Source organism: Mesomycoplasma ovipneumoniae, from assembly GCF_024758565.1.
In the GTDB taxonomy this organism is placed as follows: domain Bacteria; phylum Bacillota_I; class Bacilli_A; order Mycoplasmatales; family Metamycoplasmataceae; genus Mesomycoplasma; species Mesomycoplasma ovipneumoniae_B.
The window spans coordinates 110,285-126,359 of the sequence record NZ_CP079199.1 but is presented as its reverse complement, the minus strand read 5'-3'; the positions used below and the strand labels follow the sequence as shown (position 1 = coordinate 126,359).

12 protein-coding genes are annotated in these 16,075 nt (G+C 28.2%); 1 reads left to right on the top strand and 11 read right to left on the bottom strand.

Translation table 4 applies throughout. The annotated features are described in order from the left end of the window. Window positions 1-24: 24 nt before the first annotated feature. The 8 genes from KW512_RS00365 to KW512_RS00330 form a co-directional block, all read right to left on the bottom strand. Complete coding sequence (locus KW512_RS00365) at window positions 25-939, bottom strand: hypothetical protein (RefSeq protein ID WP_258841548.1); 915 nt, start codon at window positions 937-939, stop codon at window positions 25-27. A gap of 1,142 nt (window positions 940-2,081) precedes the next feature. Further along, a complete protein-coding gene (locus tag KW512_RS00360) occupies window positions 2,082-2,657 on the bottom strand; it encodes a hypothetical protein (protein WP_258841547.1) in 576 nt (191 codons plus the stop codon). 557 nt (window positions 2,658-3,214) lie between these two features. Beyond that, the gene (locus KW512_RS00355) at window positions 3,215-5,134 is read right to left on the bottom strand and encodes a transketolase (protein ID WP_258841546.1); all 1,920 of its coding nucleotides are present in this window, start codon (window positions 5,132-5,134) and stop codon (window positions 3,215-3,217) included. Window position 5,135: 1 nt separating this feature from the next. Then, on the bottom strand, window positions 5,136-5,699 hold the full coding sequence (efp, locus tag KW512_RS00350) for an elongation factor P (protein ID WP_258841545.1): 564 nt from the start codon (window positions 5,697-5,699) through the stop codon (window positions 5,136-5,138). 1,005 nt (window positions 5,700-6,704) lie between these two features. Continuing rightward, entirely contained in the window at window positions 6,705-7,781 is a 1,077-nt protein-coding gene (locus tag KW512_RS00345) for a DUF3137 domain-containing protein (protein WP_258841544.1), read from the bottom strand. Between the two features lie 134 nt (window positions 7,782-7,915). Then, on the bottom strand, window positions 7,916-8,980 hold the full coding sequence (locus KW512_RS00340) for a DUF3137 domain-containing protein (protein ID WP_258841543.1): 1,065 nt from the start codon (window positions 8,978-8,980) through the stop codon (window positions 7,916-7,918). A 406-nt stretch (window positions 8,981-9,386) separates the two neighbouring features. Continuing rightward, entirely contained in the window at window positions 9,387-10,034 is a 648-nt protein-coding gene (locus tag KW512_RS00335; protein ID WP_258841542.1) for a LemA family protein, read from the bottom strand. 69 nt (window positions 10,035-10,103) lie between these two features. Then, window positions 10,104-11,168: a DUF3137 domain-containing protein gene (locus KW512_RS00330; protein ID WP_258841541.1), complete on the bottom strand. Its 1,065-nt coding sequence runs from the start codon at window positions 11,166-11,168 to the stop codon at window positions 10,104-10,106. A 414-nt stretch (window positions 11,169-11,582) separates the two neighbouring features. Here KW512_RS00330 and KW512_RS00325 point away from each other — a divergent pair, with 414 nt between their 5' ends. Next, window positions 11,583-12,212, top strand: coding sequence for a hypothetical protein (locus KW512_RS00325; RefSeq protein WP_258841540.1), 630 nt, complete (start codon window positions 11,583-11,585; stop codon window positions 12,210-12,212). A gap of 664 nt (window positions 12,213-12,876) precedes the next feature. Here the strand turns inward: KW512_RS00325 and KW512_RS00320 are convergent. Genes KW512_RS00320 through KW512_RS00310 form a run of 3 tightly spaced genes read right to left on the bottom strand, consistent with a single transcriptional unit; the run spans window position 12,877 to window position 16,040 of the window. Further along, window positions 12,877-13,782 carry a type I phosphomannose isomerase catalytic subunit gene (locus KW512_RS00320; RefSeq protein ID WP_258841539.1) on the bottom strand — a complete coding sequence of 302 codons (906 nt, stop codon included), beginning with the start codon at window positions 13,780-13,782 and terminating at the stop codon, window positions 12,877-12,879. Then, the gene (locus KW512_RS00315) at window positions 13,783-14,052 is read right to left on the bottom strand and encodes a hypothetical protein (protein ID WP_258841538.1); all 270 of its coding nucleotides are present in this window, start codon (window positions 14,050-14,052) and stop codon (window positions 13,783-13,785) included. It lies immediately after the preceding gene. Beyond that, a complete protein-coding gene (locus KW512_RS00310; protein WP_258841537.1) occupies window positions 14,052-16,040 on the bottom strand; it encodes a fructose-specific PTS transporter subunit EIIC in 1,989 nt (662 codons plus the stop codon). Before KW512_RS00310 ends, KW512_RS00315 begins: the two co-directional genes overlap by 1 nt. Between the last annotated feature and the right edge of the window lie 35 nt (window positions 16,041-16,075).

The window sequence follows — 16,075 nt, the reverse complement described above, 5'->3', positions numbered from 1 at the left end:
TTTATCGCCTTATTTTTAGATTTATTAGTTCATACTTTTAAAAATGGCATCATAGCCCAAAGGTTTTATAGAATATACAATTATAAAAAAAGCAAGTTGAACAATATGGGGAAAAGCAGAAATTAATAAAAATCTGTTAAATGCAAGATCAACTATTATAGTTGCTCTAAAAAATTCAACCCCTAATCAAAATAAGAATAAAAGTAAAACATAATCAATAACAAAGTATATAAAATGGATAAAAAGAAAAACTTTTCAGTATTTTTCATCAATTTTTAATGTTTGATATTGACTATTAAATAAAAAAACTTGCAAAACTATTTGGGCATAATATCTAGAAAAAATTCTACCAGGAATAAATATGTTAACTCTACTTTCAAATGTTGCGAGAATATTTTGTATTATTTTGTTAGGATCATTTTTATCAGTTTTACTTACCCCAGATCTAAAGTAAGTTACACGCCCTATAGCAAATTCATAATGTTTATTATAATCAAGGTCAGTTAAAAAATCAAATTTATTTTGCGGGTTTAGGTTGCCCAATTTTTGTTTTACTTTTTTTGCTAAATAAAAATGGAATACTTTTTGCAAAAAACCACAAAAATACGAATATGGAATATAAAAAATTAAATAAGTGCTTATTTCAAAAGCCAGTGTAATCAAATAATTATTAAAAGTTTTAAGATATGGTGTCCTTAAAAAATCAATATTAGGACTTAAAATTAATGTTAAAACAACTACAAAAAAAGGTAGCGAAAAACTTATCAAGTAAAGCAGTACAAGTAAAAAGTAATGCTTTTTTTGCTTATTAGGATTAAATTTAAAAACTAAAAAAGAAAAAAGTTTAAAATACAAGGCATTAGTCAAAAACGGCATTTTTGAAAATTTTTTTGGTATTTTAATGTTTAGAAATTTTTCAACTGTTGATCAAAAGTCCATTTTAAATTTCCTTGAATAAAGTAGGCTAATTTTTATAAAAAGTCTAAAACTATATTGATTTACTTATAATTTGCCTTTTTTAAATTGCTTAAAACTCAATTAATGTAATTTTTAACTTTCAAATAGTCGATATGTTACTCACGTCTTCGGATAATAAAAAAGTTGAGGTATAAAAGTAAACCCCATCCCAGCAAACATTAATGCTATAAGAAAAACCACTCCACCTTCAAAAAGTTCTTTATAAAGATCCTCAGTATTTGGCTTGCTTCAAAGAAAATATCCCCAAAATAGTCATATAGAGTATCATGAAAATATGAAATGTAGTGTTGTAAAAATAAAATAGATTATTAAAAAATATTTTCAGTTTTTTTGATTGATTTTTAATTCTGAACTTTCGGAATTAAACAAAAAAATTTGCAAGATTATATGAGAATAATATCTCGCTACATAGCCATGTTGTCAGTGATAAGTGTATTGACTTAATAATATTTTCAACATTTTGATCAGGATTATATCAATTTTGCCGTTCAACATAATGATTATAAAGTTTTCTTTGACACGCAAATTTATAATATTTATCATAATCAAAGTTAGTTAAAAAATCGAATTTATTTTTTAGATTTAGCCCACCTAATTTTTGTTTTACTTTTTTTGTTAAATAAAAACTGAATATTTTTGTAAAAAACTACAAACATATGAATAAGGGAAATAGAAAATTAAGTAAGTAACTATTTCAAACAAATGCATTAAAAAATACTTATTAAAAATTTTCAAATAAAAAAATCTTAAAAAATCACCATTATGACTCAAACTCAGTAATGAAACAATTACAAAAAAAGGAAACGGGTAGCTTATTAAGTAAAGTAAAACAAGAAAAAAATAATGTCTTCTTTTCTTGTTAGGGTTCATCCGAAAGACTAAATAATAAAAAAGTCAAAAATACACAAGATTAGATAAAATCGGGATTATTGAAAATTTTTTTGGTATTTTAAGATTTAGAAATTTTTCAGCTCTTAACCAAAAGTTCATTTTAAATTTCCTTAAATAATGTAGCACTAATTTATATAAAAAGTCTAAAAACTATATTGTTTTACTTATAATTTGCCTTTTTTAAGTAGCTTAAAATTCAATTAAAGTAATTTTTAACTTTCAAATAGTCAATATGTTACTCACGTCTTTGGATAATAAAAAAGTCTAGGAATAAGACTATAACCTATCGCAGGAAACGCTAATGCTATAACAAAAACAACATCACTTTCAAAAAGTCCTTTATAAAGATCCTCAGTATTTGACTTGCTTCAAAGAGTATATCCAAAAAACATTCATATAGAGGCTCATGAAAATATGAAATGTAGTGTTGTAAAAATAAAATAGATTATTAAAAAATATTTTCAGTTTTTTTGATTGATTTTTAATTCTGAACTTTCGGAATTAAACAAAAAAATTTGCAAGATTATATGACAATAATATCTAGCTACATAGCCTTGGCTTCATCAGCTATAATTCTTTATTGACTTAATAATATTTTCAACATTTTGATCAGGTTTATATCAATTTTGATGTTCAAAATAGCGATCATAAAGCTCTCTTTTACATGCAAATTTATAATATTTATCATAATCAAAGTTAGTTAAAAAATCGAATTTATTTTCTGGATTCAGTTGACCTAATTTTTGTTTGACTTTTTTTGTTAAATAAAAATGGAATATTTTTTGCAAAAAACTACAAACATATGAATATGGAAAATAAAAAATTAAGTAAGTAATTATTTCAAACAAATGCGCTAAAAAATACTTGTTGAAAATTTTCAAATAAAAAGATCTTAAGAAATAACCATTATCAGTTAAACTTAGTGCTAAAACAAGCACAAAAAAAGGAAACGGGTAGCTTATTAAGTAAAGTAAAACAAGAAAAAAATAATGTCTTTTCTGCTTGTTGGGGTTCAACCGAAAAACTAAATAATAAAAAAGTCAAAAATACACAAGATTAGATAAAATCGGGATCATTGAAAATTTTTTTGGTATTTTAAGATTTAGAAATTTTTCAGCTCTTGACCAAAAGTTCATTTTATTAATTAACCTAAAGAGATAACTATTTGTAAAAATCTATTGCAGATAATGCAATTTTTTTACCATCAGGTTTGTTTTTCTTATTAAATTGTTAGTTAAGATTGTTTTTTAAGTCTAAAAAACTAGTTTTCTATTTTTTATTAGAATTTTTTTAAAAATTCAAAGAAAACAAGATTGCTGGTAAATTAATATGCTAATTAAAAAAATTAGGCAATAATTTTTTTAATTTTTTCAACAAGATCTTTGCTTCGAAAGCCAATTTCATCAAGAATGTCTTCTGCTGGGGCTGACATTCCAAAGGTATCATGACCAAAATTGTATTTTGCATGTGCTTTTCAACCAAAAGTAGAAGCTAATTCAAGCGAAATTGCAAAATTTGGATCTCAAATTGGTGTGTTTTGTCAATTTGATAAGGATATTAAATTTAGGTCTAACTCTTGAGTGACTTCTTTTGCCAGTCCTAACTCACTACCGGTGGCAATAATTGCTCATTTGGATTTGCTTTTTTGTGCTAAGTAGGCTCCAAATTTGAAATTATCTTTTGATTCGGCAAATGATTTGATATTTTGGCGAGTTAAAATTATTGCACAAGGTTTATCTTTGCTTTCAAGAGCAAGCTCGTAAGCTCCTTTTAGTTCATTTTCATCACCAGGACGATAGACAGCAAAATTAGGAACTGATCTAAGCATAGCAAGTTGTTCAATTGGCTGGTGAGTTGGTCCATCTTCGCCAACCATCAAGGAGTCGTGAGTAAAAATATAAGTTACTGGCAATTTCATTAATGATGAGAGTCTTAAAGCAGGCTTTAAATAGTCAGCAAAGACAAAAAATGTTGAAACAAAAGGACGTAAAACTGAGTGAAGGGCAATTCCGTTTGCAATTGCACTCATTGCAAATTCACGAACACCAAACATTAAGTTTCGACCTTGATAATTTTGGTCACTAAAATAACCATCTGAACCTTTTGCTTTTGTTGAAACTGATAAATCAGCTGATCCACCGATTCAATAAGGAACATTTTTGGAAATATAATCAAGAACTAATGCTGATGTTGCACGGGTTGCCTGGTTTTTAGGAAGCTCTAAATCAATTTCCAAATTAATATTTTGACCTTTTTGTAAAAATTCTTCAAGTTCTGGCGAAATTTTAAAGGCTTCTTTTTTAGCCTGAGTTCTTTTTACAAGTGTTTTTTGCCAATGACTGCTAATTTCTGGGTCAAGATAAAAATCTTCTTTGTATTTTCATTTAAGATTTTTCTTTAAATTAACAATGTCATTTCCTAGCGGAGCACCGTGAACTTCGGTAGTGTTTTGTTTAGTTGAACCTTGACCAATAACAGTTTTGATTTCAATAAAACTTGGTCTTCGGGAAGCTTTTGCCTTAGAAATTGCTTTGGAGATCAATTTTACATCATCTTTTGGAACCAATTGGTAAAATAAACCTTGAGATTCAATTCGTTGTTTCATATTTTCGCTAAAAACAACGCTTACTGGTGAGTCAAGTTGAATATCATTTGAGTCATACAAAACAATGAAATTTTTAAGTTTTAAATGTCCCGCTAGTGAAAGTGACTCGTAGGAAATTCCCTCCTGAAGGTCGCCGTCCCCGCAAATTACATATGTGTAGTGGTTAATTTCTTTGAATTTTGCATTTAAATGTGACTGAGCAAGGGCAATTCCAACGGCCATTGCAATTCCTTGACCAAGCGGACCGGTTGTTGCCTCAATTCCAACAGTGTGACCGTATTCTGGATGCCCAGGTGTTTTTGAATTTTTTTGCCGAAAATTCTCAAGATCTTCTTTTTTTAGTAAGCCTAAACTATATAAAAGTGAATAATAAAGCGAAGATGCATGACCTGCCGACAAAACAAAACGGTCGCGATTAATTCAGTTTGGATCATTAATGTCAAAATTTATATGATCACGAAAAAGTGCATAAACCATTTTTGAAGCACTAATTGCAACACCAGGGTGACCAGAATTTGCCTTATTTATTGCTTCGTTACTGTGAATTCTTAAAGAATTTACACTTAATTCTTCAAGATGTTTAAACTTTTTGTTGAATTTCTTAACTTTTTCTTTTGTTTCCAATTCTGCTGCGTTAGTTATTTTAGTGTCTTTAATCATTTTATTGTCCTCCTCTTGAAACATATTTTCCTTCTTCAGTTGAGACAACTATAATTTCGTCTTCTTTAATAAATAAAGGAACATCAATTTCAAAACCAGTTTCTAATGTTGCTCTTTTTGTTGGATTTGTTGTTGTGTTACCTTTTACGGCATCAAATGTTGAGGCAACTTTTAATTCAATTTTTGGTGGAAGTTCAATATCTAAAATTTCATCATTAAATTTACGCAATTTTACCTTAACACCTTCAAATAAAAAATTGAGTTCTCAGGCTATTTTTTCATTATCAATACTAATTTGCTCATAAGTTGAATCATCCATCAGAACACTATTTTGACCTTCGTTATATAGAAAAACCATTGTAATTTTGTCAATACGAGCTTTTTGAACTCTTTCACCACCTGAAAATGTTTTGATAGTGGTAGATCCTGAGCGAAGATTTTTAACTTTTGCTTTTACGTTTGCTTGTCCGCGACCTTGTTTTGAATGTTGAGCTGAAATTACGACAAAAATTTCACCTTCAAATTCAAAGGTGATTCCAGGTCGAAATTCATTAACATTAATCATTTTACCGCCTCCTAAACTTGAAATAATAGCAATTGTACCATAAAATTGCATTTTAAAAAGCGATTAAATTTAAAAATATAAAGTATGTTAAATTTAAAACAGCAAAAAACGCTATAAAAACAAATTTAGCAATTTATATGCTTTTTAAGTGTTTTTTTAGAAAATTTGGTTGAATATAAACTGACTAGAAAAGCGGAAAAAAATTTGTCTGTCTAGTCTTTTTAATTGATTTTTTAATGATATTTTAAATTAAAAATCAATTAAAAAAAATGCAAAAATGCTATAAATTAGAAGGTTTTTTACTTTTTGCTTATAAAGTTAAAGTTTTTTTCTTGAGTTTCCCAGTTTGATGGCAAAAATTCACTTTTTGGTGAATACAAATATGCAAAAATACCTGTAAATCCGGGTTTTTTAGTCTAAAATCTTAATTTTTATTATTTTAAAATTAACCTTTTCAAAAAAAAAAAAAAACTTGGTTTAAAATTAAATTATGCTATAATGAATCTCACTTAAGAATAATTAATAAATTTGGATTTTAGAATTAAGGGGGAATTAATTATGTTTTTTGTCATAATAAAATCAAACAGTGCGAATTATCCATTATATTTTTAAATATGGTGGAATGCCTTAAATTTGACCGTTTAGAAATCTACAAATTTATGGCTTTTAATTATTGTTCTTTCAAAACTTCATATGTTTTTTTAGGCTCAATTTAATAAAAACGAGTTTTCTATTTACATTGAGTTTAAATAGTAGTTTTTTTTATGATTTTTGTTATTTTATCCATAAATTGATTTTTGCCAGTGTTTAGATATTTTATAATTTTGCTTTTTAATGTATTTTTTCAAAATTTGGTAAGTATAGACCTGACTAGAAAAGCGGAAAAAATTTGTCTGTTTAGTCTTTTTAATTGATTTTTTAATGATATTTTCAATTAAAAATCAATTAAAAAAATCGAAAAAATTCTATAAATTACAAGGTTTTTTGAGAATATTATGTTTTTAACTACTCCAAATACAAAGTAGCGTAAATAAGAGACAAAAGATAATACAAACTGTAAGTGTCAGTCAAAAAATCGTTGAAAATGCGATTAATAAAATGATCAGGGTTTTTTATTGATGTTGGAAAATCAAGATACATAAAATTTCAGTTACAACTGTAAGTAAAATAGATAGAATTTTGAAAAGATTGAATGGAAATATCAGAAAGTTTAACACCATTACGGTCAAAATATCTTTTTAGTGAAAGCTCCATTGCAAGAGGTGTATACATTTTTCTAATTTTCAATTGATCATTTGATGCTGGTCTAAAAACCTTGTTAAATAATTTATTTTCAAGTTTGACTTTGTCTCCTTGAAAAGCTCATCCGCCTGCATTTAAAAGTTTAAAATTAAATGTCTTTTCGCCTAAAATTGAAGTATTAATTTTTAAAAATCCAGTATAACTGTTTCTTATCACAGTTTTAACTTCTCCTTCTTCGTCTTCTATTTCTTCTTCTCATTCTCAGTGGACATTTGTAAATGAAACATGGAATTTTTTATCAATGAATAATTTTTTTAAAGGTCTAACTCCGCTAATTCAAGCATCTGATGAGCCTTTGGTTCCTGCAGGAGTAAAATTTATAATTTCGTTTTCTGAAATTTGAAATTTGTTGCTTGGTTGGTCATTAAAACCTAAATAATCCATTCCTTTATCTAAAATTGAAAAGGCAGTTTTATAAGCATCTTCTGGTCTAAAATTAACTAGAACGTCTCTTGAAATTTCATTTGTGATTGACCAAATTTCACTTTTTTTCTTTCAAAGGTGAAAAGTAGAAAAAAAAGTAAGTATTCCCGGAATAATTGCAAAAATTAAGTGAATATATGCTTCGGCCAAGGAAATAGCAAGAACAATAATAAAAGTTAAAAATAATGAAATTGAAAAAATAATGATAAGTTTTTTTGACTCTTTTTGCAATACAGCAATTTTTTGAAGTGAGCTTGAATTTTTTTTCTTGATAATTTCATCTAATTTGGGAAGAAATTCCTCTTTTGCCTTGTTTTTATAGTCTTCAAATTTAAAATAATCACTTATTATTTTCATTTTTACTCCTTGGTCAATTTTAAAAGGAATTATTATAAAAATACTTTTTTTTTCACTTTTTAATTATTTTTCAATAAAAATAGCTAAAAAAATCCTATAAATTACAAGCTTTTTTGAAAATATTATGTTTTTAACTAATCCAAATACAAAGTAGCGTAAATAAGAGACAAAAGATAATACAAACTGTAAGTGTCAAGCAAAAAATCGTTAAAAATGTGATTAATAAAGTCATCAGGGGTTTTTATGTATGTTGGAAAATCAACATACATAAAATTTCAGTCACATTTGTAAGTAAAATAGACCGCATTTCCCGAGGACTCAATGGTAACATCCAAAACTTTAACGCCATCACGGTCAAAATATCTTTTTAGTGAAAGTTCCATTGCAAGAGGTGTATACATTTTTCTGATTTTCAATCTGTCATTTGATTCTGGATTAAAAATCTGGTTAAATTCTTCGTTTTCAAGTTTGATTTTGTCTTTTTGAGAAAATCAACCCCTTGGTTTTAGAAGCTTAAAATCAAATGCCTTTTCACCCAAAATTGAAGTATCAATTTTTAAAATTCCAGTAAAACTTTCTCTTGTCACAGTTTCTTTGTTTTTTCTTTCTTCTCATTGTCAGTGGACATTTGTAAAACTAACATGGAATTTTTCATCAATTAATAATTCCTTCAGAGGCCTAACTTCACTAATTCAAGCCTTTGATGAGCCAATGATTTCAACAGGAGTAAGATCGCTAATTTCATTTCTTGAAATTAGAACGTTGTTGCTAATTTGGTCATTAAAACCTAAATAATCCATTCCTTTATCTAAAATTGAAAAGGCAGCTTTGTAAGCAACTTCTGGCTTAAAACTATCTACGAGGTCTTTTGAAATTTCATCGTTAATTAACCTAATTTGCTTTTTTTTGACTCGTAAGTAAGAAGTAGAAGCAATTGTAATTATTCCGGGAATAGCTACTAAAATGACGCCAGTAAAATTTTTATGGTAAGTGAGATGAACAATAATAGCAATCGTAGTTAAAACGGATGAAATTGACAAGACAATATTAAGTGTTTTTGCCACACTTTGTAATCCAGCAAGCTTTTCAAGAGTGTTTGAATGTTTTTTCTTGATAATTTCATCTAATTTAGGAAGAAATTCCTCTTTTGCCCTGTTTTTATAGTCTTCAAATTTAAAATAATCGCTTATTATTTTCATTTTTACTCCTTGGCAATTTTAAAAGGAATTATATAAAAATACTCTTTTTTCTCTGTTTTTTAGTTATTTTGCAATAAAAATAGCTAAAAAGTGCTATAAATTACAAGGCTTTTTTATTTTTCGCTTATAAAGTCAAAGTTTTTTAGACTTTTAAAATACGGTTTATTATTAGTTTGGCTAACTCAAAATTAGTGGACTAATCTAACTTATATTAATAATAAAAAAATAAGACAAATAATCTCAAAAAATCTGAAGAATTAATTTAAGCAAATATTTCTTAGATTTAAAAGGATATTATTTGTCTAAAAGTGTATTTTTTAAATTTTTATTGTTTGAATTGTAAATCTATTGAGAAATTATGTCTGTTTATAGGGGTTTTTTGCTGTGGTTAATTTTTAATAAAAAATTAAAAATCTTTGAATGATACATCTTGACGATTTTGGTTGCTTGTGCTAAACATTGGGTAGGTTGTTAAATTCATCGAAGATGCAACAATTGAAGAAGGAAAGACAAAAATTTCGGTGTTAAAGGAATTAACATTACTATTATAAAGTCGTCTTGCAGCCGCCAATTCTCTTTCTAAATAGGCGGTTTGCTCAATTAATTCTTGATAAATTTTTGATGCTTGCAATTCAGGGTAATTTTCACTTACGGCAATAAGTCTACCAAATAATGAATTGTTTAAATTTTCGATTTCTTGGGCATTTTCTATGTTTGATTTTAAGCTTCGTAATCTTGTAATGTCACTTAAAATTGATTTTTCATATTCACGATAGGAACGAACTTGGTCAGCTAATTTCAATAAAGTTGCGCTACGTTGCTCAAGTTGAACCTCGATTGTACTTGCTGATTCATTGATTAAATTCTGTTGGCGCATAAAATTATTTTTTTGCGAAATGTAATAAATTGGAGCAATAAATAAAAATAAAGTCCCCAAAGTTCAAAATGCAACTTTAGCCGCTGTTGAAACAACCGGTTTTTTGGAGTCATTATCAATTCGAGGCTCAAATCCTTCGATATTTCCAGCATTTTTAGGGTTGTATAAATTTGACATTTTTTTCCTTTAAATATTAATTAAATTACAAATTATACCATATTTTTTTGAAAAACATCATGTTTTTCACTAATCCAAATACAAAGTAACGTAAATAAGACACAAAAGATAATATAAACTGTAAGTGTCAAGCAAAAAATCCTTGAAAATGTGATTAATAAAGTCATCAGGGGTTTTTATTGATGTTGGAAAATCAACATACATAAAATTTCAGTCGCATTTGTAAGTAAAATAGATCGCATTTCCTGAAGATTCGATGGTAACATCCATAACCTTAACACCCTCGCGATCAAAATATCTTTTTAGTGAAAGTTCCATCGCAAGGGGTGTATACATTTTTCTGATTTTAAATCTATCATTTGATTCTGGATTAAAAACCTTGTTAAATTCCTCGTTTTCAAGTTTGATTTTGTCTTTTTGAGAAAATCAGCCGCTTGGTTTTAAAAGTTTAAAATCAAATGCCTTTTCACCTAAAATTGAAGTATCAATTTTTAAAATTCCAGTAAAACTTTCCCTAGTCACAGTTTCATTTTTTCTTCATTCTTTTCATTGCCAGCGGACATTTGTAAAGCTAACATGGAATTTTTCATCAATTAATAATTCTTTCAGAGGTCTAACTTCACTAATTTTAGCCTTTGATGAGCCAATGATTTCATCAGGAGTACGATTACTAATTTCATTTTTTGAAATTTGAATGTTGTTACTAGGTTGGCCATTAAAACCTAAATAATCCATTCCTTTATCTAAAATTGAAAAGGCAGCTTTATAAGCAACTTCTGGTTTAAAATCTTCTAGGACATCTTTTGAAACTTCATTGGTGATTTTCCTAATTTCCCTTTTTTTGACTCCTAAGTAAAAAGTAGAAGCAACTGCAATTATTCCGAGAATAATTAAAAAAATAATGCCGCCAATCCCTAGATGGTAATTCATAGTAACAAAAAAAACAAGCCCAGTTAAAAAAACTGAAATTACCGAGACAATATTAAGTGTTTTTGTCATACTTTGTAATCCAGCAAGTTTTTCAAGAGTTTTTGAATGTTTTTTCTTGATAATTTCATCTAATTTAGGCCGAAATTCCTCTTTTGCCTTGATTTTATAGTCTTCAAATTTAAAATAATCATTTATTATTTTCATTTTTTACTCCTGGGTTCAATTTTAAAAGGAATTATTATAAAAATACTCTTTTTTAATCCACTTTTTAGTTATTTTCCAATAAAAATAGTTAAAAAGTGGCTAATTTAGTGAAAAATCCAGACAGCTAGTTTTTTATCTATGGTTTTGATTTTACCACTTTTATCAATTTTTGTAGTAATTTATTAGTAATTATTGCACTTTTTCCTTTGATTTTACAATAAAATATACCATGTAAATTTTTAAAATCCAAAATTATAAAATTTTTTTGCACTTTAGCATTAATAATTTAAAAATTAATAGTATAATATAGTATTTTTAAATTTAAGTTAAAGTGTCTATAAAACATTATTGTTTTATTTAAATTCTTTGATTTTCAAAGTAAAAAAATAAAAAACTGACCAAAAAAGGAAAAAAATGTTCAAAAATATAAAGAAAATTACAAAATTAAGGCTTCTTCCAATAGCTTCTGTACTGCCAGTTTTTATTGTCTTATCATGCCAACATACAAACCAAACAGCTCCTGAAACTAAAAAAGGTTCCCAATCTAGTCAAGAAGATAAAAATAAACCCGTAAAAATGGACACTCAAAAAGAAACAACAACTAGAAAAACCAACCAAACAATTGATTTTCACGCTGCTCCATTTAATATTCCAAAAAAAGATAATGTCAAAATTCGAACCTTACTATTTCCAGCTGCAAGAAGTGAAAATAGGCTAAATAGTCAAGGTGTTTTCCGTTTCCAATTGCATCACTCACCGGTAAAAGGTGTTACAGGAAACTGAAGCGCCTATGCTAGTGAGGTAAAATCATTAACTGACAACACTTTAGTTGATCCTTTAAAAGTTAAGGTCGCTCGTACAACTGCAATTGAAGGTGATAATATTGAATTTCCTTTAGTTTTTCGATGAGATGAGCAAGGTCAAAAACTAGAAAAAGGTAAATTTTACACATTTATTTTCTGAAAAGATGATGGTTCAGAAAAAATTGTTTTTAAACCAGAACATGTTGAAAATAGTAGAGATACTTTTCAAGCAACTGAGTAAAATTTCAAAGTTTTGCAAAATAAAAACCGCATTTAGCGGTTTTTATTTTGAAAAAATAAGGAAAATTAAACCCTGTGTTTGTCAGTTTGATAGCAAAAATTCACTTTTTAGTGGATATAAATAGGCAAAAATACTGGAAATCCGTGTTTTTTGAGCTATAATCTTAATTTTTATTATTTTAAAATTAGCCTTTTGCAAAAAAAAAAAAAAAAAATGTTTGGTCTAAAATAAAATTATGCTATAATGAATCTCACTTAAGAATAATTAATAAATTTTGATATTGAATTAAGGGGGAATTAGTTATGTTTTTTTGCGTAAAAAATCACAAAATGCGAATTATCCATTATATTTTTTAAATATGATGGGATGCCTTAAATTTAACCGTTTAGAAATCTATAAATTTACGGCTTTTAGTTATTGTTCTTTCAAAACTTCACATATTTTTTTAGACTCAATTTAAATAAAAATGAGTTTTCTATTTGCATTGAGTTTAAATAGTAGTTGTATTTTTTTATGATTTTTGTTATTTTATCGATAAATTGATTTTTGCCAGTGTTTTAAAATAGGTAATTAACTTTTGCCAAAAAAGTTAAAGAAGTGTCCAACTGGACACTTCTTTAAGATTATCTCATCAAACTGGGAAATTCGGGAAAAATAAAGAAAATTAAATTATTCTGTTTATTAAAATTAGTGCATTTTCTGCTTGGAATTCAATTGGTTTTTCAATTTGTCCTGATATTAATATGGCATCAAATGGTTTAAAAGGAGCATCATTAATTTTTCCTTGACCAGAAATTATTATAATTTCGTACCAAAAAACATCGTTTTGTGGAAAAAGTAAAAATTTTTGGCTAATTTTTACTTTTTCAAGGTTAAAAAATTTATTTTTAACTAGTGATTGTTGAGTTTTTTTGTTGTCATGAATAATTTTTGGACTTAATTTTGGTTTTATTGCGACCTTTGCAAGTTCAAAATGAAGTTCTCTTTTTTGTCCATTAGTGTCAAGTCGATCAAAATCAAAAATTCGAAAAGTTAAGTCTGAATTTTGCTGAATTTCATAAACAAGGGCGCCTTGAGGAATAGAATGGATAAGTCCGGCGCTAATATAGGCAAAATCATTTTTTTCAAGATCAGAAAAATTACAGTGTTTGTCGATATTTTCGTTATTAATTTCTGTAATTTGCTCAGCAAAATCGTTTGATTTTGCACCAATTATAAAAGGATCATCGCCTTTGTTTAGCACAAGCCAAGCCTCGTCTTTGCCAAAAGAATTCAATTTTTTTGCTAATTTATCATCAGGATGAACTTGGAGACTCAGTTTTTGGCCAGCATCAATAATTTTATGAAGATTTGGGTAAGTTTTGTGTGGATAAAAGCAAAAAAATTGTGGGTTTTGGGCAAAAAAATCATCCAAATTTTGCCCACTGACACGCGAAAGACCGTGTTTTTGTGCCGAAATTAGTCAAAGTTCGCCAATTTTTTGGCTAGATTTTAGCTGATTTTGTAAATTTTGCCCAGCTCATAAAGTATTTTTTTGGTATGGTTCAACAAAAACAAAATAATTTTTCATTTAGTTAGATTGACCTAATTTTTTGTTAAAAACATCATTTCCGATAAATGCTGATAAAATAAGTCCTAAAATTCCCATAACTAGTAAAAATACGCCATAAACAAAACCTTGACTTGGTAGCGCTTCTTTTTTGGCAATTGTTGTGCTAATAAATTCTTGGTGTGCCGAAATATTTAAACTAATAAGGATAATTCCAAAAATAAGGACAACTAAAGATAAAAAAATCACAATATAAAACAGTTTTTTATTATCTATTTTCTTAATTTTCATTATTTAGCTCCTTTTTTGTGATTTTTTCGTGCTAAATTGGCAAAAATATTAAAATTGCGATCCTTTCAAAGTCCATAAATTAGTGCGGTAGTAAAACTTCCGACAATAACTGACAAGAAGAAAAAGGCAATTCCAAGACCAATTCCGTGTTTTATTGAACCAACAGCACCAAGAATTGCAACAATTGGTCCTCCATGTCCGGCTTGATTTGTAACTGCAAGAACTCCAGCAAGTCCACCAGCAACTGCTGAACCAATAACATTAGCGCTAATTACCCGTTTTGGATCAGCGATTGCAAAAGGAATAGCACCCTCAGAAATTCCAATAAATCCCATTATTATCGCTGAAAGTCCGAGTGATTTTTCTTCTTTTGTAAATTTTCTACGTCAAATTAAGGTTGTAATTCCCATTCCAATTGGTGCAACTGGTATTGCAGCTGCCATCATTCCCATTGGTTCATAAACTTGAGTTGAAACAAGAGCAGTTGAAGTTAAAAAAGCAACCTTGTTTACTGGACCGCCCATGTCAAATCCGGCCATTCCGCCAAGTAAAAGACCTAGAAGAAAGGCAACACCAACACCAATTCCGTCTTTGTTTTCAAAAACATGCTTTAATCCAGCGATTAATTTGTCAAGCACTCAACCAATAGGAGCGCCAATTAAGAAAATTACGACTAAAGATCAAAATAAACTGACTCCAATTGGAATTACAAAAATTGGTAAAATTGCACTTAAAGATTTTTGGATTTTTAGTGAGTTAATGAATTTAACACTGTAACCAACAAGAATTCCAAAAATTACCGCGCCAATAAATCCCATCGGTGTTTGAACAGAAATTCCGCCAATTCCATAGAATAAATCTGCCGAATTACCGACAGTTGCAACAATAAATCCTGGTGCAAGTGCGGCCCGTCCGGCAATTGAGTAGGCAATGTAGCCTCCTAAAACACCGATCATTAATCTAAAGGCAATTACCCCAATTTCGAGCATTCATCATAGAAAATCACCTTTTGGCGCTGCTTCGGCATTACCATAAATGGCTTTTCCAATTCCTAACGAAAGGGCAATCATAATTCCACCAAAAACAACATAAGGAATCATGTAGGAAATTCCAGTGATAATATGTTTAACAATGCTAGTTCGATTTTCTTGATTTTGGGTTTGTTTTTTTTGTTTATTATGCAAAATTGGTGCTTTTTTTGCTTTTTGAATTACACTTTCAGTTTCATGGATTGCGGCTTTAGTGCTTGTAAAATAGACCTTTTTTTGGTCAAAAATTGAACTGTCAATTTCAAGATCGCTGGCAACTATAACAAATTCGGCTTGATCAATATCTTCTTTTGTTAAAACATTTTTAGGTCCAACTGATCCGCGAGTTTCAATTTTGGGAATATAACCATTTTGTTTTAGTCCCATTTCTAATTTTTCAGCGGCTAAATAAGTGTGAGCAATTCCAACAGTACAAGATGTGATTCCAACAACTTTTTTTGCATTTATGGGAATTTTTTGGGAATTTGTCTCTTGATTTTCCACTTGGTCTTTTTCAAAAATAAACTTTGAAATGTTATCAAAAATAACATTTTCGTCTTTAGATAAAATTATTTCTTTAATTTCGGGATTAAGAATAATTCGTGCAACTTTTGCCAGAATTTCAACTTGATTTTGTTCAAAACCAGACTTTGGCAGCAAAATACAGAAAATAAATTTTGCCTTAGAATCATCAAAATTTTGTCAATCAAGCCCAGATTTTAGACTTAAAAACAGCAGCGCTGGCTTTGTAATAGCGCTACTTTGAGCATGAGGGATTGCAAAATTTGACTCAAGTCCGGTAGAAATTTCATTTTCACGAGCCAAAAGATCGTCAAAGATTTTATTTTTTTCAGTTCCAATTCCAAGACTGACTGCTTTTTGAGCAAAAAATTCAAAAACTTCTTCTTTTGAATTAAGATCTTGGTCTAAAAAAATAAAATCTTTTGAAAAAATACTCATAAAAACCTTCCTTTCTTTTATTTTATATACTTAAA